Origin of the sequence: Pararhizobium sp. (assembly GCF_035497515.1) — a bacterium.
GTDB lineage: Bacteria > Pseudomonadota > Alphaproteobacteria > Rhizobiales > Rhizobiaceae > Pararhizobium.
On record NZ_DATJDJ010000071.1, the window covers coordinates 1 to 24682 of the forward strand.

Consider the following 24682-nt stretch of genomic DNA (forward strand, 5'->3'; position numbering starts at 1 on the left):
GAGGGCTTGGCCAGCGACTGGTACCATTCGCCGGGGATGTTGTTGATGCCGATGAGCAGGCCGCAGCCCAGAACGCCGGCGACGAAGAGAATATGGATGACGATACGGTTCATGCGACGGAGGTAGAGCCGGACGCTCCCAAGTCCAGTCTGCAACATCCGCCTGCCTTTCGCAGGCACTCCTTCGCCCCCATATGACCCTCATGAACCAGAACTTCCGCATTCGCCTTGCCGACGCCGAGGACCTGCCCATGATCGGCGAAATTCTCGTCGAAACCTGGCGGCACACCTTTCGCGGCATCATCGATGACGCCTTTCTTGCCGGCATGAGCGAGCAGGATCAGATGATGCGCCACACGCGCCGCATGGGCATTGCAGGTGTTGGCTATCAGGCTGGCGTGGATACCGACGGCCTGATCGGGTTTGCCAATTATGGGCCTGCCCGAGGGTCGGCGTCGTCCGCCACGATGGAACTCTATTCACTCTACATTCGCCCGGCCGCTCAGGGAATCGGCCTCGGCAAGGCACTGGTCAAGGCAGCCGCCACGGACTGCCGGAACCAGGGCGCAGATGGCCTTTTCGCCTGGGTGCTTGCGGAAAACGCCAATCGGGGATTTTACGAACATCTCGGTGCCACTGCGGCTGCCCGGTCAACGATCCGCGTCGGCAGTCGCGATCATGAGCAGGTTGCCTATGTCTGGCCAGACCTTGAACGGCTTCTCGACATCTGATCCCCGCTCAGCCGAGGCGGACAATATGCTGGTCCCAGGCCACGTCGCTCCTCGTCCCGCCAAACCGTCCGTCATAGGACGAGGCGACGAAGCCGTTTTCCGCCGGCGCGATCCCAGCCGCATCCGCCAAGATTGCCTGCCGCAAAACCTTGCCCGTCCTCGCATCGACCGTCACTTCCGACCCGCCCTTCGGCGATGTCAGGCCGATGAGCCCGTCGCGACGATTGACGGCGATGGCGCCGACATAATTGGCAAGCGCCAGCGTCACCTCCTCGGGCAGGTCGAGGAAACGGATATCCTCGCCCACGGAGAAGGAACCGGCAAGCGGCGGCAGGTCGTTGCGCGCGCCCTCGTACTGGCAGGCAAACCAGATCTTGCCGTCAGCGTCGATATCGACATGGCGAGTCGAGAGCTGGCGCAATCTGGCCGGCATGACATGCCGTTCGATCAGGCTGCCGGCCCGCGTATCGATCAGCGCCAGCGACGGCTCCATATGGTCGAGATTGAGCTTGGTGCGGCCGAAATCCGGATGCGTCTCGATGCCGCCATTGGCGACGACGAGCATCTGTCCATCGGCGCCAAGCGTCATGTCATGCGGCCCGATGCCGTAGGACGGGAACTCACCGATCCGCGCAAAGCCATCAGTCGCATCATAGACCCCGATCATGCCGCGATTGTCGTCGAAGTCGTTTTCCGTCGCATAGAGCAGACGCCCGTCGGCGGAAAAGCAGCCATGCCCGTAGAAGTGCCTACCTTCGACCGAGGTAATGACGACCGGCTCTATGCTGCCATCCGGCGCAAGGATCATCGCGAACGTCCCCGGACGGCGGGCAAAGGCGACGGCACGATTGGAAACCGGGCTATAGGTCAAACCATGGGCGCGGGCCGGCAGCGCGACGCGGTCAATGATCGCACCTTCCTCGCTCAGCATCGCCACGCCATAGGCGCCATCGGGCGACCGGAACCCGGAAGCATAGATGGCCTGGGCGCGCGACAGCGCAAAAGCCGCCTGCGGTGCAAGCGTCGCAACCCAGGCAGCCCCGGCCATCTTCAGGAAATCCCGACGGTCGGTCAGGATCGGGCCTATCGATGTGCTTTGCTTCATGATGAAGATACCGTCTTTGCGGGGCCGCGGCGCCTTACTCGTCCTCCGTCATTCCTGTGCTCGTCACAGGAACCCAGCCACGCGAAGTCCTTCGCGTGAACTTCAGTCTTTGGCGGCGCAAGAAGAAGCGCCACGGTGCCCCTATAGCACATCTTCTTTTCAGAGCTACAGCCAGCCCCGCCGCTTGAAATAGAGAAACGGCAGGAAGGCCGACAGCACCATCATCCCAAGCGCCATCGGATAGCCGAACTGAAACTTCAGTTCCGGCATGATCTCGAAATTCATGCCGTAGATCGATGCAACCAGCGTCGGCGGCAGAAAGACGACGGCAGCCACCGAAAAGATCTTGATGATCTGGTTCTGCTCGAGGTTGATCAGCCCCAGCGTCGCGTCGAGCAGGAAGTTGATCTTGTTCGACAGGAACAGCGCATGATCGCCGAGCGACGCCGCATCGCGCTGGATCAGCTTGACGCGCTGGCGGCTTTCCTTGATCGCCTTGCGGGTGCCGATGCCGTCGAGCGCCGTGTGATAGGCAACCAGGCGGCTGACGCTGACCAGGCTTTCGCGGATGACTGTCAGCAGATCGCCCTTCTGGCCGATCTGTTCGATCAGCGACTGCAGGTCGCGGGTCTTCTTCGTCACCGTCGCATTGGTCTTGCGGAACACCTCGCGCGAGATGCCGTCGACCTCGTTGCCGACGCGCTCGAGCGCATCCGCCGTCCGGTCGATCACGGCTTCGAGCAGGCCGATCATGGTCAACTCGCCGGTTTCGCAGGAGGCACCGTTCAGCTTTTGCATCCGGGCCGCATAGATGTGAAACGGCTTTGGATCGGCATGGCGCACCGTCACCAGCATCGTGCCCTTCAGGATGAAGGTGATGGGAACCTTGACCGGGTAATCGCCGTCCAGCTCGGTGGCGGCGGTCATGGTCATGAACTCGGCGCCGTCCTCCTGGTAGAGGCGGGCGGAAAGCTCGATTTCCTGCATTTCGTCACGGGTCGGGATTTCAATGCCGAGATGCTGCTCGACGACGCGTGTTTCGTCCTGGGCGGGATTGAACAGATCGAACCATACGACCGGAGAGGATTCGGCCAATTCCATGGCGTCGATGAGGACGAGTTGGTTGCTCTGGCTTTTGTAGATGCGCAGCATATCGGGTTCCAATCTGGCAAGTCTATCGACCGCCAGCGGCACCCCTTGCTATCAGGGCCAGACGGTCGAAAAAATCGAAGAGATACTTCGACTGTCGGGGTTCATGATCAGGTGATCCTTGTTTGGCCGTGTTCGCTGGGAACACGACCGACCCATTGCGCCAATATCACTGTCCTGTCAACCGCTTGACCAGCGCGGAATGTCGCCCCGCCATGGCCTGGCCCGCTCAGTCGCCATCCGCAAACGAGAAGCCCGAAGTCAGCCCGATCGCCGCGCCGAAATCGAGGTTCAGGCGCTGCAACACATCGTTGGTGTTCTGCAAAATGCGGTTCAAAAGCGCCCGCTGTTCATCGTCGGCGATGGCCTCATCGATCGGCAGATCGATCTGGTCGGCATCATCGACGATCGCCTGCAGCACGTAGTTGACCGCGCCGACCACCGACTGGTCCTCCTTCGGGAGCAGCGCTTGCATGTCGGCGGTATTGAACAGCGTCTGCAGCGCCAGGAAGTTCGCCGACAAAGCCGGCATCGTGTTGCCCGAGCGCCAGTAGATCGCCAGCTTCGGATGGCCCTTGTCCGGCTCGCCCTTGATGATGCCGGCATAGAACGGTCGCAACCGCTGGTCGCGAATGCTTTCGACGCCGTGGACGAGGATGCCCAGGAGTTCGGTCGCGGCTTCCTTGCCGTCACGGTAGAGCGGATTGTCCGGACCGGGTTTCTTCCAGGCCGCCTGGATGCCATCTGGCTTTTCCCATTCGGCGCTCAGCTCAGTGGCGATGGATTTCAGATTGTCGGCGATGGCTGTGCCGTAGCGGCAACGAAAGCCATTCTTCTCCGTGGCCAAGACTTCCGCCCCGGTGCCGTAGAGCACATATTCCAGCGCACCCAGCCCCTGCGTCGCGACGCTTTTGCCCTTCAGCGTTTCCGCCGATGTCGCGGTCTCGTCGCTCGCCGCCAGAATGCGCTGAACCTGTTTCAGACCAGTGCTCTTGCGGTCGGGAAAGAACAGGAAGCGTTCGAAGCGATTGCCCTCGGTGACCGGCCCGACGCGAACGATCTCGATCGTCGACCATTGCTGCACCACCTCGTCGAACGTCATCTGGACATCGCCCAGCGTCTCCTCCGACGGCTTCTCGCACAGCATATGCGCGGCCTCGGCGAGCGATTCGGCCCCTTCCATCAGGTCGCGGTAGCCAGGACGGATGAAATCGTCGACGGCCTTTTCCATGACGCCGGGCACGGCTTCCTGCTTCAGGCTGGCGCGCGGCGGTGGAGCGTCTTCGGCATCCTCGGCAAAAGCGGAAAAGGACAGCGTGGCGGACAGGATGAGGCTTAGAAGCACTGTGGGCCGATGGCGCATCAAAGGGACTCCAGGAATGTGATCAAGGCTTGCCTATCGGCTTTTTCGAGAGCGGCAAAGCGGTCGCGGGCCTTTAGCGCCTCGCCACCGTGCCAGAGAATGGCTTCCGTGAGGTTGCGCGCACGGCCGTCATGCAGAAAGAACGTGTGCCCGCTCACCACCTTCGTCAAACCGATACCCCAAAGCGCCGGCGTGCGCCATTCCCTGCCAGAGGCTTCGCCCACCTGCTGGCCATCGGCAAGCCCCTCGCCCATGTCGTGCAGCAGAAAGTCGGAATAGGGCCAGATCAACTGGAACGCATGCGCCTTGTTGCCGGCATCGCGGCGGGTGACGAATTTGGGGACATGGCAGGAAATGCAGCCGCTATCATAAAAGACCTTCTTGCCATCAAGCGTCTCCGGAAAACTCGCCTTGCGGCGGGCGGGTACTGCCAGGTTTTCCGAATAGAAGGTGATGAGGCCAAGCACCGGATCCGGCGCCTCCGTATCCCCCAGCCGCGCCTGGACGCCATCGGCCATCGACAGACATGTGGCCTGCGCAGCCGTGCAGTCGCCATGATTGCGCTCGACAGCGGGCGAGGAAATACCGATATCGCCGGCCAAAGCTTCCGCCGCCTGCTGACGAACCGAGGCCGTCTGCGCCTTCCAGCCAAATCGCCCCAGCACCAACTGTCCGGACTGCGGATCACGCACCACCGACGCCTTGCCGCTGATCCCGTCGCCGTCCCGGTCATCGGGATCGGCGTTGGCGATTATATCGGCGGAATGAATAGCCTCGACCAGCCCAAGCCCGCCCATTGCCTGCGTCACACGCGGCGACAGCGTCGTTGCGGTATCGAGCGGCCCGTAGCCCAGCCCCTCGATCGCATATTGCGGCTGGCGCAGCGACACTGCCTCCCCGCCGGCGAGCGTCACCGTCTTTTCGGTATAGGTAATCGTCATATGGCCTTCGGCGGGAAGGCCGGGCACCGCGCTATCCTGTAACTGTGCCCCATAGACGGGGTCAGGAAAGTTCAGCACGGTATGCGAAACGATCGCCTGCCGCTCGGCTTCCGTCGCCGCCGGCCGGGCCAGCCGCAGGAACATCGACGTCGCGTCAGTTGCCCCTTCCGGCGGATGACCGCGACCATCCTTCAGATGGCAGGTCTGGCAGGCGCGGGCATTGTAGAGCGGCCCCAGCCCGTCCGATGCCTGTGTCGAGGAAGGCGAGGAAACCCAGAGCTTGCGAAACAGCGCATTGCCGAGCTTGAAGCTTTCTTCCTCGGCAAAGCTGATATTGGCGGAAAACTGGGAGAAGCTGTCCTGATTGGCCGACGCGATCGACGTGCCGGCCCCACCCGCCATGGCCTCGAACTTTTCCGCCCTGGTGAAATTGGACGTCGGACGGGTGACGGCGGCGACGCGCTTGCGGTCGATTTCGGACAGGTCGGTGCGCGAGAATTCCAGATCGTCCACGCGGCTTTCGGTGCTTGCGGGGGCTTTACCCCCCTCTGCCCTGTCGCGCATCCCCCCCTCGAGGGGGGAGATGTCACGCGGTGACAGATGGGTGTGAGCCGCGTCAAACTCGATACTCGCCCCCGAAGCCCAAACGGAAAAGCCGCCCGCCGTGCAACAGAGTGCGGCGGCGAGCGGCAGGACCAGACGGGGAAAGCCCCAAGTTTTCATTCAGAAAACCGGGCCACCATTTCGTGGCAGCCCGCCTTTGCGTGCTTATTGGAAGACAGCGTTAGGATCATCCAGGCTGTCGGAACCTTCAAGCTCGATCGTGCCGAGATCCAGCGACGCAATGACGCGCTCGACCGTCTTGGCCTGGGCGACGAGGCCGTCGATGGCAGCCTGGACGACAGCGGTGCCCTCGGCATTGCCCTCGGCGATCATCTGATCGTATTTTTCGACCGTGTCGCCGCGCTTGGCCATTGCCTGCATCGCAGCGACTGTCGTCGCCAGCTTCTCCTTCATTTCCTTGTCGAGCGCCGGGTCCTTGGCGGCCACGAGTTCGGAGAGCGACGGGCCGGTCAGCTTGGTGCCGTCGACCTTGGTATAGTCGCCAAGATAGGCGGCCTGGATGCCGATCGCGTCGTGCAGATGCGAGTTGTAGGTGTTGTCGGAAAAGCAATCATGCTCTTCTTCCGGATCATGCAGCAGAAGGCCGAGCTTCATGCGCTCGCCGGCCAGTTCGCCATAGGACAGCGAGCCCATGCCGGTCAGGATGGCGGCGATGCCGGCCTTGGCGTCACCCTCGACATTCTTGGTGGCGGCGCCATCCGGCGCCCAGTTGGCGGCCATTTCCTTGAGGTCGGAAACCAGGAGAGCGCTGGCAGCCTTCAGGTAGGCGGCGCGGCGGTCGCAATTGCCGTTGGTGCAGGCCTTGGTGTCATAGTCGGTATGGGGGCGGTTGCCGGCGCCCGGGCCGTTGCCGTTCAGGTCCTGGCCCCAGAGCAGGAATTCGATGGCGTGATAGCCGGTGGCGACGTTCGCCTCGATGCCGCCGGCTTCCTGCAGGGTGCCCGACAGGAATTCCGGCGTGATGCTGGTCGCATCGACATCCTTGCCATCGATCTTGATCGACGTGTTGGCGATGACATTGGCGGTGAACAGCGCGTTCTCGTCGCTTTCGGCACCATAGCTCGGATCGACATAATCGATCAGGCCTTCGTCCAGCGGCCAGGCATTGACCTTGCCTTCCCATTCGTCGACGATCGGGTTGCCGAAACGGTAGACTTCGGTCTCCTGGTAGGGGTTGCGGGCAACCAGCCAGGCGTCGCGCGCAGCCTTCAGCGTCGCTTCGCTCGGTGTCGCGATCAGCGCCTCGATTGCCTTGTCGAGCGCTTCCGCCGTCGATAGCGCATCGCTGTATTTCGCATGCGCGACCTCGGCATAATGCTTGACGACGGCGGCCGCGTCGGTGGCCGCCTGCGCCGGCTGCAAGGCCAGCAAGGACGTCGCGGTGGCCAGCGCCAGTGCGGCACTGCGAAGGAATGATGTGGTCATGACCTCTCCTGATGTCTTTCCGAATGGATTCGGTGTTCCCCGCCGCCCGAAATCCCCGTCGCGCGAGCCGCGCTGCCCGGGATGTGGGCGTGGCTATTCAGCCCGGTTTTCATGAACCAAAACTAAACTTGTGTCAAAGCGTATAGTTTAGAACATTTTCAATGTGGGAGGGCAGGCCCCCCTCATGCCGGAGCCCATCTTTACCCACCGGATGACCGCGCACTTTCCAGCGGAAATCTGGGCTGCGGTGATTTCGGACTCATAAATCCGAAATCGTATACGAAAAGCCCTGTCAGCCCTTGCGGCCCATCATGCAGAAGAAGAAGCCATCCGTATCGGTCGAGGCCGGCGTCAGCGTCACGCTCTTCATGTCCGCCGACCAGGGCTGGCGCTTGTCGGTGCCGAACAGGTCGGCCCAGGCGTCGGCGGCCGACAGGATTTCGAATTCGGGGTTTTCCTCGCAGAAGGCAAAGACCTGCGCCTCGTTCTCCTGCGGCAGGATCGAACAGGTGACATAGATCAGGTGACCGCCGGGACGGACGAAGGTTGCGGCACCGGCAAGCGCCTCCCGCTGCTGGCCAAGCCGCTCGTCGAGATTCCTCTGCGTCAGCCGCCATTTGGTGTCCGGGCGGCGGCGCCAGGTGCCGGTGCCGGTGCAGGGCGCATCGACGAGAACGCGGTCGCAGCGTCCGGCAAGCGGCTTCAGGCCTTCCAGCCGGTCGTGGACCTGGACATTGCGCGTGCCCGCCCGCTTCAGGCGTTCGATGATCGGGGCAAGCCGCTTGCGGTCGGTGTCATAGGCGTGGATCTGGCCCTTGTTGTTCATGGCGGCTGCCATGGCCAGCGTCTTGCCGCCACCGCCGGCGCAATAGTCCAAGATCTGGTCGCCTTCCTTCGGCATGACGAGATCGGCGACGATCTGCGACCCCTCGTCCTGGACTTCGAACCAGCCCTTTTCAAAGGAGATTTCGGCGGTAACGTTGGGAAGGCGCGAAGCCCCCTCGCCCGCCTGTACCCGCACGCCGTTGCGGGCGATCGCGGTCGGCTGGACGCCACTGCGGTCGAGCGCCTTCAACACCTTGTCGCGAGATGCCTTGAGTGTATTGGCGCGCAGGTCGAGCGCCGGCCGGCCAGCCAGCGCCTGTGCTTCGGCCAGCCACTCATCCTCGAAATTCTCCTCGAAGGACGGCTGCACCCATTCGGGGATGTCGCCCTGTATATGCGGCGGCGCATCCTCGAGCCTGCGGCTGGAAAAAGCTGTAATCATCGCCTCGGTCAGGGGCTCGGGGGCGAACCTGTCGCCCTCCAGTTCCTTTGCCAGCCGGTCCGGCGAAACGCCCCACTGGCGGAACATCACCGCGTGGCCGAGCGCCGTGGCGCTGTCGCTGTCCATCAGAAAGGCATGCGACAGTTTCATCCGCAGCGCGTCATAGACGATATTGCCGATTGCCGCCCGGTCGCCGGACCCCGCGAAGCGGTGTGCCAGCCCCCAATCCTTGAGGGCATCGGCTACGGGACGCTTGCGCGTCTCTATATCGGCAAGAACCTCAATGGCTCCGGCGAGCCTGCCACCCAGTCGCATCTTTCAAACTCCATTTTCCGCCGTGGTAGCGGTGATGGACGTCAAGAGCAAGCCGGCAGTGCCGGCGCTTGACGATTGCTGACCAGTTGCGAGGCGTGAGCGCTACAGCGCCGCGCGTCAAATATGACCCGCAAAGGCCGCTGTAACAATTATGCAGTAGGGAAAACCGGTGGTCTTCCGATCACCCAGATCGAAGTCGGCCGGAACAAGATCCAGACGAACGTGTTTCAGCTTAGCCGAGAACGCGATAACAGACGCTGGCGGTTCCCGAACGGATCATGCCGATATGGGAAGCGGCGGCCTTGGAGAGATCGAGGACACGGCCGCGAATGAAAGGGCCACGATCGTTGATGCGAACGACAACCGTCTTGCCGTTGCGCTTGTTGGTGACGGCGACCTTGGTGCCGAACTTGAGATTGCGGTGGGCGGCGGTCAGGTAGGAAGCATTCATGCGCTCACCCGATGCCGTGCGCGACGACAGGGCGTACCAGGAAGCGCCGCCACAGCCTTTTCCGGCTGCCTGGCTTGGTGTCACGAATGTAAGAGTTGCCCCCACGGCAAACGCTGCTGCCAGCGCAGCAGAAGTGATTTTCATCTTGATCAAACAGATGACCCCTTCGTTTGAAATTTAGTCAAGTCTTACGAAGGGTGTGCTTGTCACCGTCAAAAATGGCGAAAAAGTGCTTCAACCTTTAACCTTGGATTAGGAATTATTGACGATCTGCAAAAAATTAAAATTACGAAATCTTCAATGACTGTCACAAATCCGCAGAAGTGCTTTGGAATCAGTCGTTAACCGAAAACGGCCAGCCGACACTTTCCCGAACGGGCACGCGCATATAAAAAGCGATTCAATTTTTTGAAATTGGCTAAATCCGGCGGATTTGGAAGCTAAAGAAACAGCCAGTCGCGCATAGGTTGCATTCTAAAAGAAGAATAAAAACGGATGATCTTCCGTTGCGGGCAGGCAAGAACTGGAGAAGTCCGGTTATATTAACAGGCGAATGCACGAGACTTTCGTGAAAAAACCGGACACTATTCCAGCGCCGATTTACTTGACAGATCATCCCCGCCAGCTGTCATTCCCCCACAAATCCTCTAGCGAAATCCGATAGTCGGGGAAACGGAAGACATAGCCGGCGTCTCGCAGTCGGGCGTTGGAGACGCGTTTGTTCTCGCCATAGAAGGAGCGCGCCATCGGCGAAAGCTCGGCGGTTTCAAAGGGAATTTCCGGAGGCGGCGTGACACCCATCAGCCGAGATGCTTCCAGCACCACATCCTGCGGCGGCGCCGGCTCGTGATCGGTGACATTGAAGATCCCGCCCATCGACCGTTCCGACAGAAACAGCGCGGCGCCGGCAATATCCTCGACGCGGATGCGATTGAAAACCTGGTTCGGCTTGACCAGCCGGCGCGCCGTGCCGGCGGCGATGTTGCAGAAAGCGTTGCGGCCGGGGCCATAGATGCCGGAGAGGCGCAGGACGGCGACCGGGATATTGTTGTCGCGCCCGAAAGCAAGCCATGCCTGTTCGGCAGCGACGCGTTCGACGGAACGGGCCGAGACCGGTTCCAGCGAGGCATCCTCCGTCACCCAGGCGCCGCCATGATCACCATAGACGCCGACAGTCGAGAGATAACCCGCCCATTCCAGGTTCGGCATCAGGTCGAGCAGCGGCGGCGCGTCCGCACGCATGATCGGATCGCCGTCGCGGCCGGGCGCGATCGACTGGATCAGATGTGTCGTGCGCTGCATGACAGCCGCAAGCTCCGGCGAAATGGTCACGCCATCGTAGACGAGCGCATCGATCCCCGTGGACTCGATGGCGGCGCACTTGTCGGCCGAGCGGGTGGTGCCAATGATCGACTGCGCCAGCGGCAAGAAAGCCTTTGCGATCGCCTTGCCGGAAAAACCGGCACCGAGAACCAGAACATGCATCAGACCACCCCTGCCAGTTTCCATTCGGCGAGCACGTCCAAATCGGTCTCGCTTTGCCGTCTTGCCGCAAATTGCTTGAAATCGCCAGAGGGCATAAGGCGCGACAGAGCCCAGATCGCCATCGCCCGGACGACGGGGGACGCATCCTGCGCCAACGCCAGGCATGGCTCAAGCAGCGTGGTGTCATCCGAATTTCCCGCCGCGATCAGACAGTTGCGAACGAAGCGGTCGCGGCCGATGCGCTTGACCGGCGAGCCCGAGAAGAACGTCCGGAACGTCGCATCGTCGAGCCCCAGCAGATCGGAGAGCTGCGGCTCCTTCAGGTCGTCACGCGCCTGCAGCTTCATTTCCGAAGCGGTGGCAGCAAACTTGTTCCAGGGACAGGCGGCCAGGCAGTCGTCGCAGCCATAGATCCGGTTGCCGATCTTCGGGCGCAACTCCGGGTCGATCGACCCCTTGTGCTCGATCGTCAGGTAGGAAATGCAGCGGCGCGCATCGATCCGGTAGGGGCCTGGAAAAGCATCGGTCGGACAGGCATCGAGACAGGCGCGGCAGGAGCCGCAATGATCCCGCTCAGGCGTGTCGATCAGCAGTTGGGCGGTAGTGAACAGGCTGCCGAGAAACAGCCAGGAACCGAATTCGCGGCTGACGAGATTGGTGTGCTTGCCCTGCCAGCCGAGACCCGCCTGTTCGGCGAGCGGTTTTTCCATCACCGGTGCCGTATCGACGAAGACCTTGACATCTTCGCCCGCCCGCGCCGCAAAACGCGTCGCGATCTCCTTCAGCCGGCCCTTGATCAGATCGTGATAATCGCGGTTGCGGGCATAGACGGAAATGGCGCCACGGTCCGGCCGATCCTGAAGCGCCCGCGGATCCTCGTCCGGCCCGTAGTTCATGCCGAACAGCACGATGGAGCGGACATCGCCCCACAGCACGCGCGGATCGGCCCGGCGCTCCGCCGTCTCGGCCATCCAGTCCATCGTCCCGTGGAAATCCTGCGCGAGAAAATCGGTCAACCGCTCCGGCGCGCGCGGAATGGAATCAGGCAGCGTGACGCGACAGACGTCGAACCCCTTCTGCCGGGCCTCGTCCTTCAGGAAGCTGGTCAGCGTCCGCCGTTTCTTGTCCTGCTTCTCCTCATGGAGGGCATCGCCAGGCACGGACATCTCCTAAAACTGAGCAAGAGTCGAAAGCGCCTCGGCGTCTTTCGGCATCATGTCCTAGAAATCCAGATCGGCGTAGTGAGACACCGGCGTCACGCCGCGCACGCGCTCGGCCAGGAGCGGACGGAAGGACGGGCGCGACTTCAGCCGCTGGTACCAATCCTTGACGGAGGGCACTTCCGACCAGTCGATCTCGCCGAGATAATCCAGCACAGAGATGGCTGCGGCGGCGGCGAGATCGGCATAGGAAAGCCGGTCGCCAGCCAGATAGGTCCGCGAGCCGGCAAGCCAGCCGAGATATTTCAGATGTTGGCGGATGTTCGAGCGTGAGGTGCGCAGCACTTTCGAATCCGGCGCGCCGCCGCCCTGATCCGGCGTCATCTGCAGCTTGAAAATGCGCTCCCGCACCAGCGGCCGCGTCACGTCGGCCTCCATCTTCTGCAGGAACCATTCAGCCAGCCGGCGGATTTCCGCACGCTGGAAGGGATCCTCGGCCAGAAGCCGGCGATCGCGCTTCAGGACGCCGTTGGTCTCGTCGAGATATTCGGAGATCACCGTGGCGCCACAGAGCGCGCGCATGCTGTCATCGACATAGACGGGCAGCGTTCCGGCCGGGTTGAGGGTCAGGAAATCGCGCCGCTTCTCCCAGGGCTGCTCCTCGGCCAGTTCCGTCTGATAGCCGTATTCCGAAAGGATCAGGCGAACGAACCGGGACGCTGTGGACATGGGGTGGTGATAGAGTGTCGGCATCGGATATCGGTTTTCGTCAGTTCGATTGGGAGGGAACGGTTATGGCGCACAGGTTTCGTCTGGCCACGGCGCGTTTGAAAAAGCTATAGGAAGTTGCTGCCGCAAACACAAGCGAATCAGCCAACGCCCTTCGGTGGTCCAGACCCTAACCTCCAATGCTTCAGGGATACTTAATTTCATGGCCGATCAATCGATCATCAGCGCGCTTATCCTCGGCCTCATCGAAGGCCTGACGGAGTTCATCCCAGTGTCCTCGACGGCGCATGTTCTGCTCGCCGGTCATTTCCTCGGCTTCAAATCGCCCGGCAACACATTCGCCGTCCTGATCCAGCTCGGCGCGATCCTCGCGATCCTGCTCGTCTATTTCCAGCGGCTGCTGTCGATCGCGCTTGCCCTGCCGTCCAGCGCCAAGGCACGGGGCTTCGTGCTCTCGGTCCTCATCGCCTTCCTGCCGGCCGCCGTGATCGGCGCCATTTCCCATGATTTCATCAAGAGCGTGTTGTTCGAAACGCCGATGCTGATCTGCGTCGTCCTCATCGTCGGCGGCATCATTCTCTATGCGATCGATCGCATGCCTTTGAAACCCATCTATCGCGACGTGATGGATTATCCACCCTCGCTGGCCCTGAAGATCGGTCTGTTCCAGTGCCTGGCGATGATCCCCGGCACGTCGCGCTCCGGCGCCACCATCGCCGGCGCGCTTCTGATGGGTACCGACAAGCGTTCTGCGGCCGAATTCTCCTTCTTCCTCGCCATGCCCACCATGCTCGGCGCATTCACGCTCGATCTCTACAAGAACCGCGATGCGCTCAGCTTCGACGACGTTTCGCTGATCGCCATAGGCTTCATCGCCGCCTTCGTCTCGGCCCTGTTCGTCGTGCGCTCGCTTCTGAACTTCGTCTCCAGCCGCGGCTTCGCGCCGTTCGCCATCTGGCGTATCCTTGTCGGCACGGCGGGCCTGGTCGGCCTCTGGTTGCTTGGCTGAGCGCAATAAAAAACCGCGCGCATCCCGATGAAAGGATGCACGCGGTTCCTGGCCCCCGCCATAAAGGAGAACCGTCCCGGTGAAGGACGGAAATGTCTTACTTGTCGAGTGATCCGATCGACGCGGTCGTGCAGGGATCGACGCCATAGGCCGGCGCGCAGCTGTGGTTGCTGGCAACCGTCTTCGGTGCGGCGAACGACCCAGCCAGAACGATAAGTGCCGCGCACGCAAAGAAAATCGCGATCGATTTACCCATGGAAAAAGTGCCTCTCAAGATGAATGTGATGGCGCCGGCCGGTCTCTCAACCGAACGATGCGGCGCGGCTGCTGTCTAGGCGCTGGCACCGTCGTTATCAATATCGAGACATGTTGAATCGACGGTAAATGCCAATCGCTTTTTTAAGTGAGGCAGAAACGCAACGCTTTTTCAAATCGGACAAAAAGAAACCGCCGGTGGAGGCCGGCGGTCGTGATTGCAACCCGAGTTAAAGGGGTGAAAATCGCCCTCAGGCGGCGCTTCCGGAGCGGCTGTACTGGCCCTGCGGACGGTAGCGAACCATGTAGGACGGCAGCACGGATTCGACCGACGTGCCCTCGATGCCAAAGGCCTTCAGCGTGCGGCCTTCCGACTGCGCGGCATCGGACACGACATTGTCGGCCTTCAGGAGCGTGACCTGGTCGACCGTCAGCGGCGGCGTGATGAACGGGATCATCGAGGCAACCGAGCCGATCATCGAGGCGATGCCGAAGGGTAGCGGCAGGAGCATGCGCTTGCGGTCGATGACCTTCATCATGATCTCGAGACAGTCCTTGAAGGTCAGCACGTCTGGGCCGCCGATCTCGTAGATCCTGCCGCGGGCGACCTTGCCTTCGACGGAGCGGACGACCGCTTCGGCGACATCCGTGACATAGATCGGCTGGAACGCCGTATTGCCGCCGCCGACCAGCGGCAGGACCGGCGAGAAGCGCGACATTTCCGCGAACTTGTTGAAGAAGCCGTCTTCCGGGCCGAAGACGATCGAGGGACGCAGGATCACCGCATCCGGAACGATATCGAGGATGGCCGTTTCAGCGCGGCCCTTGCTGCGGGCATAAACCGATTCGGAGTTCACATCGGCGCCGAGTGCCGAGACATGCGTCAAGGTCGCGCCGACGCCACGCGCCGCTTCGGCAACCGCGCGCGCGCCAAAATCCTGAACGGCGTCGAAGGTGTTGCGCCCGGCCTCGAACAGGATGCCGACGCAGTTGACGACGTGATCTGCGCCCTGCACCGCCGCATCGACCGACTTGCGGTAACGCAGGTTGGCCTGGACGAAGGAAATTTGCCCGACATTGCCCAGCGGCTGCAGGAAACCGGCAAGATCCGGGCGGCGGACGGCGACGCGGATGCGGAAGCCGCGCTTGGCCAGCGCCCGTACGACATGACGGCCGACAAATCCGGAGCCGCCGAAAACGGTGACGAGCGGCGGGAGATTGGACAAGGTCATGGCGCAGGCACTCCTGATGTTCTGCAAGATATATGTGAGCTACATAGCCCAATCACCCGGCGAGGTGAAGGCTTATCGCGCCGGCTTTGCTGCCGCTTTCCGCCGCAGCCGCAAATGATCGTCAGATACCTTCGACGACGACCATTTCCGCATCCGCCACTTCCTGGCGGATCACGGCGGCGATCTGGTATTCCGGGGAATTGTAGCAATCGACGGCCGCCTGCAGCGAGGGAAACTCGATCACGACATTGCGCGCACGCACATCGCCCTCGAGACGGTGAAAGGCCCCGCCCCGGGCAAGGAAGCTGGCCCCGTATTTTTCAAAGGCCGGCTTTGCCGCGGCGACATAATCCTTGTAACGCTCGGCATCGCGCACATCGACCCGCGCAATCCAGTATCCCTTGGCCATGATCGTCTCCTTTGTTCGCTGCAATCGGGCATCGTTTCCCCGCTTCTTCCGTCAAATCATTTGACCGGTCAAGGCAGGCTCCCTTCGAGCAACGTCATCAGGGATACCGGTGACTGATCAGAGAACGCCGCTCATTTCGTCAAGAATGGCCCGTGCCGCAGCCTTGGGATCGGCGGTCTTGACGATCGGGCGGCCGACGACGAGGTGGCTCGAGCCTGCATTCAGCGCGTCGGCAGGCGTCATTACCCGCTTCTGGTCGCCCTTGTCGCTGCCGGCCGGCCGGATGCCGGGGGTGACGATGGCAAGGTCCGGGCCGACGATCTTGCGCACGGCCGCCGATTCCTCGGCCGAGCAGACGATGCCACCCATGCCGGCATTGCGCGCCTGTTCGGCGCGGCGCAGCACCAGCGTATGCGGGTCATATTCATAACCGGCGTCGATGACATCCTGCTCGTCCATCGAGGTCAGAACGGTCACGCCGAGCAGGCAGAGATCAGATCCCTTCGCCGCCTCGACCGCCGCCCGCATCGCTTTCGGATAGGCATGCAGCGTCAGCATCGACATGCCCATCTTGACGATGTTCTCGACACCCTTGGCAACGGTGTTGTCGATATCGAGCAACTTCATGTCGAGAAAGACCTTCTTGCCGTCCTTCGCCAGGTCGCGGGCAAATTCCAGACCGCCGGCAAAGACCAGCTGGTAACCGATCTTGTAGAACAGCACGTCATCATCAAGCGCTTTGACGATGGTTTCGGCCTCGCCGATGGTGGGAAGATCAAGGCCGACGATCAGCCGGTCGCGCGCGGTCGCAGTCATTGTTGCCATCCTTGCCAGAGCTCCATGCCGGTCCAGTCGCATGCAAGGGAGCGGTCTGCAAGGGAAAATGCGAACAGATTTCCGCCGCCGGCCGGCTGGTCATGGCTGCGCGCGATCGGCAATCCGGCCAGATGGCATTTCAACAGGGTGCCGACACCGCCATGGCCGACAAAGGCGATCGGTTGCAACGGATCATGCCTGTCGAGCACGCAAGAAACCGCGGACACGATGCGCCGTTGCGCGTCGATCGCCCGCTCCCATCCGTGGAAACTCTCCCGCGGATGGGCAAAGAACCGGTTGGCCGCCTTTTCGAATTCCTCGGGCACAAGAAAGCCGGTGGCCGAGCGATCATTTTCACCGGAATGTTCCAGCACCTCGACATCGCAATCGCTTGCCTGCGCCAGGATCGCGGCGGTTTCCAGCGCCTTGGTCTCGTCGCTGGACAGGATGCGCCGAAGCTCCCTCGCCCAGCCGCACGACGCGGCCTTCTCGGCCCGCGCGGAGCCGATCCCGGACAGGCCCCAGCGCGGCACCGGCACATCCGGATCGATGCGGACCTGTGGATGGGTGAGGTAGATCCCGAACATCGCGCGGCTCAGTGCGTCTTGCGATAGACCCAGAGCTGTGCCGGCGGAATGTTGCGCACCACGAAGTCATAATGCGCGATCTGGTAGCGGTCGGGCATGGCCACGACCGGCGACAGCGGGCCGTAGGAGATCTGGATGACCGGTCGCCCGACGGGTATGCGCGACAGCAGGTCTTCGATCAGCGACACCCGCATGTGCATGGGAAAATTGAGAAGCGGCACGGCCGAGATGACGCTGTCGAACGTCTGGTCGCGGCGCAGGCCCAGCGTCCTGTCGAGATCGAACGCATCGCCGTTGATGAATTCGACGCCGGGATAGGTCTTCACGAGATGCTGGTAGAAATCGGTGGAGAACTCGATGGAAACGAGGTTTTCCGGCTGAACGCCCTTCTGCAGGATCGCCTTGGTGATGACGCCGGTGCCGGGTCCGAGTTCCAGGACCGGCAGGCCCGAATGTGGATTGACGACGCTGGCCATCCTGCGGGCGGCAAACCCCGATGTCGGCACGATCGAGCCGACCGCCTTCATGTTGCTCTTCCATCCTTTGAAGAAACGGATTTCCTCATCGAATTTCTTGCCAAGACGCTCTTTCAGACGAAAATTCATGCGTATCTCCAGCAACATCGCCTGCGTTCGGGCAGCACATCATGCCTGCCTGTTGCAACGCAGCGCCTCCATTACGAAATGATTATGTGTCGCTCAATACGACAAAAACAAGTCATTTCGCGCCACCAACTGTTGCTACCAACAGGAAGCTGTTTCATCCTCCAGGCACGTCCTTGCCGCAGCGCGGCACATCATGTTTTCGATGGCCCTTATATACAAAAGGCCGGATCAAGTCCGGCCTTTCTGCGATCATGGCGATTGCGACTAAACCCGCATCGGCATCAGAACATAGAGCGCATCGTCTCCCGCCATGTCGCGCACCAGCGTCGGCGAGCCGGCATCGGCCAGCATGAACACGGCATCGGTGCCGGAGAGCTGGGCGGTGATATCGAGCAGGTACTTGGCATTGAAGCCGATTTCCAGCGGGTCGCTGTCATAGCCGACCGCCAGTTCTTCCGTCGCGCTGCCCGAATCCGGGTTGTTGACGGTGAGCGTCAGCTGGCCGTCGTTGAGTGCCAGCTTCACCGCACGGCCACGCTCGGAGGAAATGGTCGAGACGCGGTCGACGGCCTGGGCGAAGGACTGGCAGTCGATCTTCAGTTCCTTGTCGTTGTTGGCCGGGATGACGCGCTGGTAATCCGGAAAGGTGCCGTCGATCAGCTTCGAGGTCATGACGATGGAGCCGATGGTGAGGCGGATCTTGGCGTCGGACACTTCGACGGTGACGACGACTTCGGGATTGTCGACCAGCTTCTGCAACTCGCTGACGGTCTTGCGCGGAATGATGATGCCCGGCATGCCTTCGGAACCCGACGGCGCTTCGAGGTCGGCGCGGGCGAGACGATGACCGTCGGTCGCCACGGCGCGCAGCTTCAGCTGGCCCTTGCTTTCGATCGTGTGGATATAGATGCCGTTCAGGTAATAACGGGTCTCTTCCGTCGAGATCGCAAACTGGGTGCGATCGATCAGCATCTTGAGGTCCGTCGCCTTCATCTTGAACGTATGGGTGAAGGCACCGGCGGTCAGGTCCGGGAAATCCGACTGCGGCAGGCATTGCAGCGAGAATTTCGAGCGGCCGGACTGCACCGTCATCGCCGTGCCCTCGGCATTGGTGGCGAGCGCCACTTCCGAGCCGTCAGGCAGCTTGCGGACGATGTCATAGAGCAGATGCGCCGGAACCGTCGTCGCACCTGGTGTCTCCACCTGGGCCGGCGTCGCCTCGGTGATTTCGAGATCGAGGTCGGTCGCCTTCATGTCGAGGCTGGCGCCATCCGAGCGCAGAAGCACGTTCGAGAGGATCGGAATGGTGTTGCGACGTTCGACCACGCGATGGACGTGGTTCAGCGACTTCAGGAGATTGGACCGCTCTAGAGTAATGCGCATGGATGCTACCGCTTTCAACCATCGCCGGGAAACAGGGCTCCCGGCCTTTACCTTTGACGCCCGATCGGGCCCACTGAGATGTGGACGGGCAAAATGGCAGAAAGAGGTCGCGGAAATCAAGCGCTATCGCCTGCGAGTCGGCACGATTGTCGGCGGGATGGGTGGATAGTCCCCAGTATACCTTGGAAGGTGCAACATATCCCTTCCGCCCGCCCACGGGGAGAAGGTGACCGAAGGCCGGAAGAGAGGCCTTGCCGGGTTTGACTGCCTCTTCCCCGTTCTGCGGCGCGAAGTGCATCATCCTGCCCCTTTTCACAATGTCAGGCACAACACCTGGCGCCCGAAGTCGGCCCACAGCAGGACGATGCTTGCTTGACCGTTTCAGCCAACCACCGGTCGCGGGGCTTGCAACTCGCCGGCCGGGGACAGAGGTTCACGTGAAGGGCGCCGCCGCGCACAACCGGTGACGCGGCCTTGTGGAGCTGCATCGGGGCGACGCCATCGGAAACCTCGAATGTCAGCCGGGCTGATCCGTCAAGGGCGACATGTTCGGCGACCTTGCGGACAATCGAAGCGAATTTGCGCGCCGGCATATGGGTTCGATCGCCCTCCTCGATATCCCAGAGCTGCACGAAAATCTCCGACCAGGCCTCCGGATTGGCGCCGCAATCGAGCGCGGAAAAGCGCCCGGCCTTGACCTCGGTGATGTGGTAGCCCGGCTTGATATCGGCGCCGTCGTAGGAAAACACCAGGGGAGCATCCGGGCTGGCGTCCAGCGCCGCCAGCAGGAAACCGAGGCTGATATCGTCGGATGTCGAGAGGGTATTGTCGAGCACTGCCATTTGCGCTATTCCTTATTTTCATACTTTTAGGATTATTGAAATATGGAAGAACGTCAAGCCCTCTCCGCATTCGGTGCGCTCTCGCAGGAAACCAGGCTGCGGATCATCCGGATACTCGTGATCGCCGGGACGGACGGTCTGGCCGCAGGCGCGGTTGCCGAAGAAGCCGGTGTCTCCGCCACCAATGTCAGCTTCCATCTCAAGGCGCTCGAACAGGCCGGGCTGGTCAGCCAGCAACGGGCGTCGCGCTCGATCATCTACACGGCCAGCTTCGATGCTTTGGGCGAACTCGTGCGGTTCCTGATGGAAGACTGCTGCGCCGGGCACCCGAAAATCTGCGCGCCCACCGGTGCCGCCAATCCCAAGGGGGTAGAATGACCTTTCCCGTCACGATCTATCATAATCCGCAATGCGGCACCTCCCGCAACACGCTCGCCCTGATCCGGCACGCAGGCATAGAGCCTGTCGTCATCGACTATCTCAAGACGCCGCCGGCGAAAACCGAGCTTGCAAAGATGATCAATGACGCCGGACTGACCGTCCGCGAGGCCATCCGCGAGAAGGGTACGCCCTATGCCGAACTGGGCCTCGACAATCCTTCAGTGAGCGACGACAGATTGCTCGAGGCCATGCTCGAACACCCCATTCTGATCAACCGGCCATTTGTGATCACGCCGCTCGGCACCTGCCTGTCCCGCCCCTCTGAGGCTGTGCTCGAGATCATCCCGGCAAAACTGTTCACATCGGAATTCATCAAGGAAGACGGCGAGCCGGTGCTTGACGCCACCGGCAGGCGGATCGCCTGAAGGAATATCCCGACAGGCCAGATGGGAGCTGTGCCCAGTTTCGTTGACCGCCCTTGCCCCCGGCCCGCCGCTCGCCCATAAAGGCCGGTAAAGGCATGCAGGAAAGAATACATCGTGGAACATCAGGCAGACGGCAGAAGCGGAGCGGGCGAGCGGCAGAAGAGCTACCGCCTGCACAATGTCGTCGTCCCCGCACGGCCGCTGGAGCCGGCGCTCTACCTGGTCGCCACCCCGATCGGCAATCTCTCCGATATCACGTTGCGCGCACTGGAAACGCTGGCCGGCGCCGATGTGCTGGCCTGCGAGGACACGCGCGTCACCCGCGTGCTGCTCGATCGCTACGGCATCGTCAACCGCCCCTATGCCTATCACGAATACAATGCCAATGAGGTCGGTCCGAAGCTCCTGGCGGCGCTCGACGAGGGAAAGTCCGTAGCGCTGGTGTCCGACGCCGGCACGCCACTGGTCTCCGATCCCGGTTATCGCCTGGGGCAACTCGCCATCGAGGGCGGCCATCGGGTCGTGCCCATTCCGGGCGCTTCCGCGCCGCTCGCCGCCCTTGTCGGCTCAGGCCTGCCGAACGACGCCTTCCTCTTTGCCGGCTTCCTGCCATCCAAGGACAAGGCGCGCCGCGACCGGTTTGCCGAGCTGTCCGCCATCCCCGCCACGCTGATGTTCTTTGAATCGCCGCACCGGATTGCAGCGACTATCGTGGCGGCCCATGACGTGCTCGGGCCGGAGCGCCGCGCGTCCGTCTGCCGGGAACTGACCAAGACCTTCGAGGAATTCCGCCGTGGCACGCTGGCCGAACTCAAGGCGTTCTATGACGAGGGCGCCACCGTCAAGGGCGAGATCGTCCTGGTGATTGGCCCGCCGGACGCACCGGCAGCCCCGGAAGCCGACGATGTCGACGCCATCCTCCTGAAACTCGTCAAGGACATGTCGACCGGCAAGGCCGCGACCGAAGCCGCCAAGCAGACCGGCCTCAACCGCAAGGATCTCTACGACCGATTGCTCGAACTCAAGGAGCGCGAATCCAGGGATAGGGATGAAGCCTGAGGCGCCCGACAGCAACAGGCGAAAAGCGGTCCGGCGCGGTTCGCTCGCCGAATATCGCGCCGCATTGTTCCTGTTTCTGAAAGGCTACCGCATCGTCGCCTTCCGCTACCGAACCAGGCTCGGTGAAATCGACATCATTGCACGCAAGGGCAATCTGATCGCCTGCGTCGAGGTGAAAGCCCGCCGCTCGCTGGAGGATTCCGTTTTTGCGGTTTCCGATTTTGCACAGCGCCGTATCCGTGCCGCAAGCGACATCTGGCTTGCGAAACAAAGGGATTCATCCCGACTCTCAATCCGCTACGACATCGTCTCCGTCATGCCCTGGCGCTGGCCTGTCCATTTGCCGGATGCTTTTTGAACAGCTGTGCATCCTTGTAATCGTTCCGACACAAAAGCGTTATCCGCACGTCATGAAAGGGCTTTAGCCGGTTCCTCACCTTAACCCTGGTGAAAGGAACTGCCATGATCAGGAAATTCACGATGACCGGCCTCGCGCTGGTTTTCTCCGCCACCTCCTCACTCGCTGCAACCAACATCACCTGGTGGCACGGCATGGCCGGCCGCAACGGCGAGGTCATCAACGAAGTTGCGACCAAGTTCAACGCCGCCCAGAGCGCTTGCGCGCTGACCCCGGTTTCCAAGGGCACCTACGAGGAAGCGCTGGCATCCGGCATCGCCGCCTTCCGTTCGGGCGAACAGCCGAACATCCTGCAGGTTTTCGACGCTGGCGCAGCAACGATCATCAATGCCAAGGGCGCCGTCATTCCGGCTGAAGACCTGATCAACAACGCCGGCTACACATTCGACCGCGACGCCTTCATCGACGGCGTGCGCTATTTCTACGCCGATAGCGAAGGCAAGTTCGTCGGCATGCCGTTCAATTCCTCGGCGCCGATCATGTACATCAACGACGAAGCCCTGAAGAAGGCTGGCGTCGAAGCTCCGAAGACCTGGGAAGAATTCGAAGCCGCCGCTCCGAAGCTGAAAGAAGCCGGTTTCATCCCGCTCGTCCAGTCGCAGCTGACCTGGCAGTTCACCGAGAACTTCTTCTCGCGCAACAACATCCAGTTCGCCACCAACAACAACGGCTATGACAGCGTTACCGACACCCAGCTGAAGGTCACCGACCCGAACCTGATCATGATGTTCGACAAGCTGAAGGCCTGGGCCGACGAAGGCTATTTCGCCTATTACGGCGCCGGCTGGAACGATAACCAGAAAATGTTCGAAGAGAACAAGGCGGCTCTCTGGATCGGTTCGTCGGGCTCGTTCGGCGGTCTGCAGAAGACGGCACAGATGCCGTTCTCGGCAACCTTCCTGCCGTACTGGGGTTCGATCAAGGGTGCAGGCACCTCGTCCTTCATCGGCGGCGCTGCCCTGTTCGCCATGGCCGGCAAGTCGGATGAAGAAAACAAGTGCGTTGCCGATTTCTTCCAGTTCCTGACCTCGCCGGAAATCCAGGTCTTCTACCATGAAGCCACCGGTTACGTCGCGATCACCAAGGCTGCCTACGCGCTGGCCAAGAGCCAGGGCTATTACAACGAGAAGCCCGCTGCCGAAGTCGGCATCCAGCAGCTGCTGCTGCAGGCCGGCGAATGGTCGAAGGGCTACCGCCTCGGCTTCTATCCGCAGATCCGCGAAATCATGGAACGCGAATACGGCCGCATCTTCGCCGGCGAAGTCTCCGTGAAGGACGCCTTCGAAACGATCGAGAAGGAAGGCAACGACCTCCTCGCCCGGTTTGCCAAGACGGCTGGCTGATCTCTGATCTCCCTCCCCCTTGTGGGGAGGGAGATCACAAGACGCATCTTCTCGTCTCAATCACGAACGTGGCGAGGGAAATGAACTAATCTCCCCCCTGAGGGGGAGATGTCACGAAGTGACAGAGGGGGGGATGCGGCAAACACCGGGTCATCCTTCCTGCGCTCCCCAAGGGTCCCGACCATGACGCACGCACCATCGCTCTCCCCGGCGAGCCCCGCGGTCTCCACCGCCGGCGGCTTCCACCGGCGTTTTCGCTCCGCTCCATCCGAGCCGCATTTCGCCAAGCGCGTGCAGTTCTCCTCGCCCCTTCTGCCCTATCTCTTCCTCGCCCCGCAGATGGCGATCATCGTCATCTTCTTCTATTGGCCCTCGGTCCAGGCGATCCAGTCGTCCTTCTATCTCGAGGACCCCTTCGGCTTCGGCTCCACCTTCGTCGGCCTTGCCAATTACACCGACGTGCTGAAATCCGGCGAATATCTCGGCATTGCCCGCTTCACGGCCGTCTTTACCGCCCTCGTCACTTTCTTTTCGCTGGCGCTTGGCCTGCTGCTCGCCGTCAAGGCTGACGGCATCATTCGCGGCAACGCCACCTACAAGACGCTGTTGATCTGGGTCTACGCTATCGCCCCGCCGGTCGCCGGCCTTATGGGCATGATGCTGTTCGACCAGCATATCGGCCCGCTGGTGAAATTCGTCGGCTTCTTCGGCTGGGAGATGAAGGTCGGGCTGAACTACAACGACACAGCCATCGCCGTGATCGTCGTCTCCGTCTGGAAGCAGATCCCCTACAATTTCATCTTCTTCCTGTCGGGCCTGCAGGGCATTCCGGCCTCGGTGCGCGAAGCGGCGCTGATGGATTGCCGCTCGGGCTTGCGTCGCTTCTGGACCGTCATCCTGCCGCTGCTTGCCCCCACCGCCTTCTTCCTCTTGATCATCAACACCACCTACGCCCTGTTCGATACGTTCGGCGTCATCGACGTGATGGTGAAGGACAAGGCCGCCAACAATCCGATCACGCTGGTCTACAAGGTCTATATGGACGGCTTCCGCGGCAACGACCTCGGCGGCTCGTCGGCCCAGTCGGTGATCCTGATGATCATCGTCTTCGTGCTCACCATCTTCCAGTTCCGCTTCATCGAGCGGCGCGTCCACTACACCTGAGCGGAGCCGA

At 61.6% G+C, this 24682-nt stretch carries 26 protein-coding genes; 8 read left to right on the top strand and 18 right to left on the bottom strand.

The features are described from left to right. Nucleotides 1-193: 193 nt before the first annotated feature. Nucleotides 194-730, top strand: coding sequence for a GNAT family N-acetyltransferase (locus tag VL202_RS08120; RefSeq protein WP_325463621.1), 537 nt, complete (start codon nucleotides 194-196; stop codon nucleotides 728-730). A gap of 7 nt (nucleotides 731-737) precedes the next feature. On the opposite strand, the gene VL202_RS08125 is transcribed toward VL202_RS08120, so the two are convergent. The 10 genes from VL202_RS08125 to VL202_RS08170 form a co-directional block, all read right to left on the bottom strand. Beyond that, on the bottom strand, nucleotides 738-1835 hold the full coding sequence (locus VL202_RS08125; RefSeq protein WP_325463622.1) for a DUF1513 domain-containing protein: 1098 nt from the start codon (nucleotides 1833-1835) through the stop codon (nucleotides 738-740). Nucleotides 1836-2000: 165 nt separating this feature from the next. Further along, nucleotides 2001-2987, bottom strand: coding sequence for a magnesium transporter CorA family protein (locus VL202_RS08130; protein ID WP_325463623.1), 987 nt, complete (start codon nucleotides 2985-2987; stop codon nucleotides 2001-2003). 226 nt (nucleotides 2988-3213) lie between these two features. Continuing rightward, the gene (locus VL202_RS08135; RefSeq protein ID WP_325463624.1) at nucleotides 3214-4347 is read right to left on the bottom strand and encodes an imelysin family protein; all 1134 of its coding nucleotides are present in this window, start codon (nucleotides 4345-4347) and stop codon (nucleotides 3214-3216) included. Further along, nucleotides 4347-5852: a di-heme oxidoredictase family protein gene (locus tag VL202_RS08140; RefSeq protein ID WP_325463625.1), complete on the bottom strand. Its 1506-nt coding sequence runs from the start codon at nucleotides 5850-5852 to the stop codon at nucleotides 4347-4349. The genes VL202_RS08135 and VL202_RS08140 overlap by 1 nt, the downstream gene beginning before the upstream one ends. A gap of 204 nt (nucleotides 5853-6056) precedes the next feature. Further along, nucleotides 6057-7337 (bottom strand): imelysin family protein, encoded by a 1281-nt coding sequence (locus tag VL202_RS08145; RefSeq protein WP_325463626.1) that lies wholly within the window; start codon nucleotides 7335-7337, stop codon nucleotides 6057-6059. A 292-nt stretch (nucleotides 7338-7629) separates the two neighbouring features. Continuing rightward, the gene (locus VL202_RS08150) at nucleotides 7630-8919 is read right to left on the bottom strand and encodes an RsmB/NOP family class I SAM-dependent RNA methyltransferase (RefSeq protein ID WP_325463627.1); all 1290 of its coding nucleotides are present in this window, start codon (nucleotides 8917-8919) and stop codon (nucleotides 7630-7632) included. A gap of 232 nt (nucleotides 8920-9151) precedes the next feature. Beyond that, nucleotides 9152-9514 carry a septal ring lytic transglycosylase RlpA family protein gene (locus VL202_RS08155; RefSeq protein WP_414692822.1) on the bottom strand — a complete coding sequence of 121 codons (363 nt, stop codon included), beginning with the start codon at nucleotides 9512-9514 and terminating at the stop codon, nucleotides 9152-9154. Nucleotides 9515-9982: 468 nt separating this feature from the next. Beyond that, nucleotides 9983-10855: an SDR family oxidoreductase gene (locus tag VL202_RS08160; RefSeq protein WP_325463629.1), complete on the bottom strand. Its 873-nt coding sequence runs from the start codon at nucleotides 10853-10855 to the stop codon at nucleotides 9983-9985. Continuing rightward, on the bottom strand, nucleotides 10855-12015 hold the full coding sequence (gene queG, locus VL202_RS08165) for a tRNA epoxyqueuosine(34) reductase QueG (RefSeq protein ID WP_325463630.1): 1161 nt from the start codon (nucleotides 12013-12015) through the stop codon (nucleotides 10855-10857). Before queG ends, VL202_RS08160 begins: the two co-directional genes overlap by 1 nt. Nucleotides 12016-12075: 60 nt before the next feature. Then, nucleotides 12076-12768: a glutathione S-transferase family protein gene (locus tag VL202_RS08170; RefSeq protein WP_112409262.1), complete on the bottom strand. Its 693-nt coding sequence runs from the start codon at nucleotides 12766-12768 to the stop codon at nucleotides 12076-12078. Nucleotides 12769-12946: 178 nt separating this feature from the next. Between VL202_RS08170 and VL202_RS08175 the strand changes: the two genes are divergently transcribed. After that, entirely contained in the window at nucleotides 12947-13753 is an 807-nt protein-coding gene (locus VL202_RS08175; RefSeq protein ID WP_325463631.1) for an undecaprenyl-diphosphate phosphatase, read from the top strand. 97 nt (nucleotides 13754-13850) lie between these two features. Here the strand turns inward: VL202_RS08175 and VL202_RS08180 are convergent, their stop codons facing one another. The 8 genes from VL202_RS08180 to VL202_RS08215 form a co-directional block, all read right to left on the bottom strand. Next, complete coding sequence (locus VL202_RS08180) at nucleotides 13851-14009, bottom strand: hypothetical protein (RefSeq protein ID WP_325463632.1); 159 nt, start codon at nucleotides 14007-14009, stop codon at nucleotides 13851-13853. Between the two features lie 250 nt (nucleotides 14010-14259). Next, a complete protein-coding gene (locus tag VL202_RS08185) occupies nucleotides 14260-15240 on the bottom strand; it encodes a complex I NDUFA9 subunit family protein (RefSeq protein WP_325463633.1) in 981 nt (326 codons plus the stop codon). Between the two features lie 121 nt (nucleotides 15241-15361). Continuing rightward, nucleotides 15362-15649 carry a DUF1330 domain-containing protein gene (locus tag VL202_RS08190; RefSeq protein WP_325463634.1) on the bottom strand — a complete coding sequence of 96 codons (288 nt, stop codon included), beginning with the start codon at nucleotides 15647-15649 and terminating at the stop codon, nucleotides 15362-15364. 117 nt (nucleotides 15650-15766) lie between these two features. Beyond that, entirely contained in the window at nucleotides 15767-16465 is a 699-nt protein-coding gene (pyrF, locus tag VL202_RS08195; protein WP_325463635.1) for an orotidine-5'-phosphate decarboxylase, read from the bottom strand. After that, the gene (locus VL202_RS08200) at nucleotides 16462-17052 is read right to left on the bottom strand and encodes a histidine phosphatase family protein (RefSeq protein ID WP_325463636.1); all 591 of its coding nucleotides are present in this window, start codon (nucleotides 17050-17052) and stop codon (nucleotides 16462-16464) included. Before VL202_RS08200 ends, pyrF begins: the two co-directional genes overlap by 4 nt. 8 nt (nucleotides 17053-17060) lie before the next feature. Then, nucleotides 17061-17657, bottom strand: a complete 597-nt coding sequence (pmtA, locus tag VL202_RS08205) for a phospholipid N-methyltransferase PmtA (protein WP_325463637.1) — start codon at nucleotides 17655-17657, stop codon at nucleotides 17061-17063. Between the two features lie 264 nt (nucleotides 17658-17921). Beyond that, nucleotides 17922-19040, bottom strand: a complete 1119-nt coding sequence (gene dnaN, locus VL202_RS08210; protein WP_325463638.1) for a DNA polymerase III subunit beta — start codon at nucleotides 19038-19040, stop codon at nucleotides 17922-17924. 320 nt (nucleotides 19041-19360) lie between these two features. After that, on the bottom strand, nucleotides 19361-19882 hold the full coding sequence (locus tag VL202_RS08215; protein WP_325463639.1) for a DUF6428 family protein: 522 nt from the start codon (nucleotides 19880-19882) through the stop codon (nucleotides 19361-19363). Between the two features lie 42 nt (nucleotides 19883-19924). On the opposite strand from VL202_RS08215, the gene VL202_RS08220 reads away from it, so the two are divergent. From VL202_RS08220 to VL202_RS08245, 6 genes are all read left to right on the top strand, one after another. Next, nucleotides 19925-20260: a metalloregulator ArsR/SmtB family transcription factor gene (locus VL202_RS08220; RefSeq protein ID WP_325463640.1), complete on the top strand. Its 336-nt coding sequence runs from the start codon at nucleotides 19925-19927 to the stop codon at nucleotides 20258-20260. Next, nucleotides 20257-20688 carry an arsenate reductase (glutaredoxin) gene (gene arsC / locus VL202_RS08225; protein WP_325463641.1) on the top strand — a complete coding sequence of 144 codons (432 nt, stop codon included), beginning with the start codon at nucleotides 20257-20259 and terminating at the stop codon, nucleotides 20686-20688. The genes VL202_RS08220 and arsC overlap by 4 nt, the downstream gene beginning before the upstream one ends. 114 nt (nucleotides 20689-20802) lie before the next feature. Further along, complete coding sequence (gene rsmI, locus VL202_RS08230) at nucleotides 20803-21747, top strand: 16S rRNA (cytidine(1402)-2'-O)-methyltransferase (protein ID WP_325463642.1); 945 nt, start codon at nucleotides 20803-20805, stop codon at nucleotides 21745-21747. Further along, nucleotides 21737-22105 (top strand): YraN family protein, encoded by a 369-nt coding sequence (locus VL202_RS08235; RefSeq protein WP_325463643.1) that lies wholly within the window; start codon nucleotides 21737-21739, stop codon nucleotides 22103-22105. The genes rsmI and VL202_RS08235 overlap by 11 nt, the downstream gene beginning before the upstream one ends. Before the next feature lie 104 nt (nucleotides 22106-22209). Then, on the top strand, nucleotides 22210-23508 hold the full coding sequence (locus VL202_RS08240) for an extracellular solute-binding protein (protein ID WP_325463644.1): 1299 nt from the start codon (nucleotides 22210-22212) through the stop codon (nucleotides 23506-23508). A gap of 339 nt (nucleotides 23509-23847) precedes the next feature. Continuing rightward, complete coding sequence (locus tag VL202_RS08245) at nucleotides 23848-24672, top strand: ABC transporter permease subunit (protein ID WP_325463667.1); 825 nt, start codon at nucleotides 23848-23850, stop codon at nucleotides 24670-24672. Nucleotides 24673-24682: the final 10 nt, after the last annotated feature.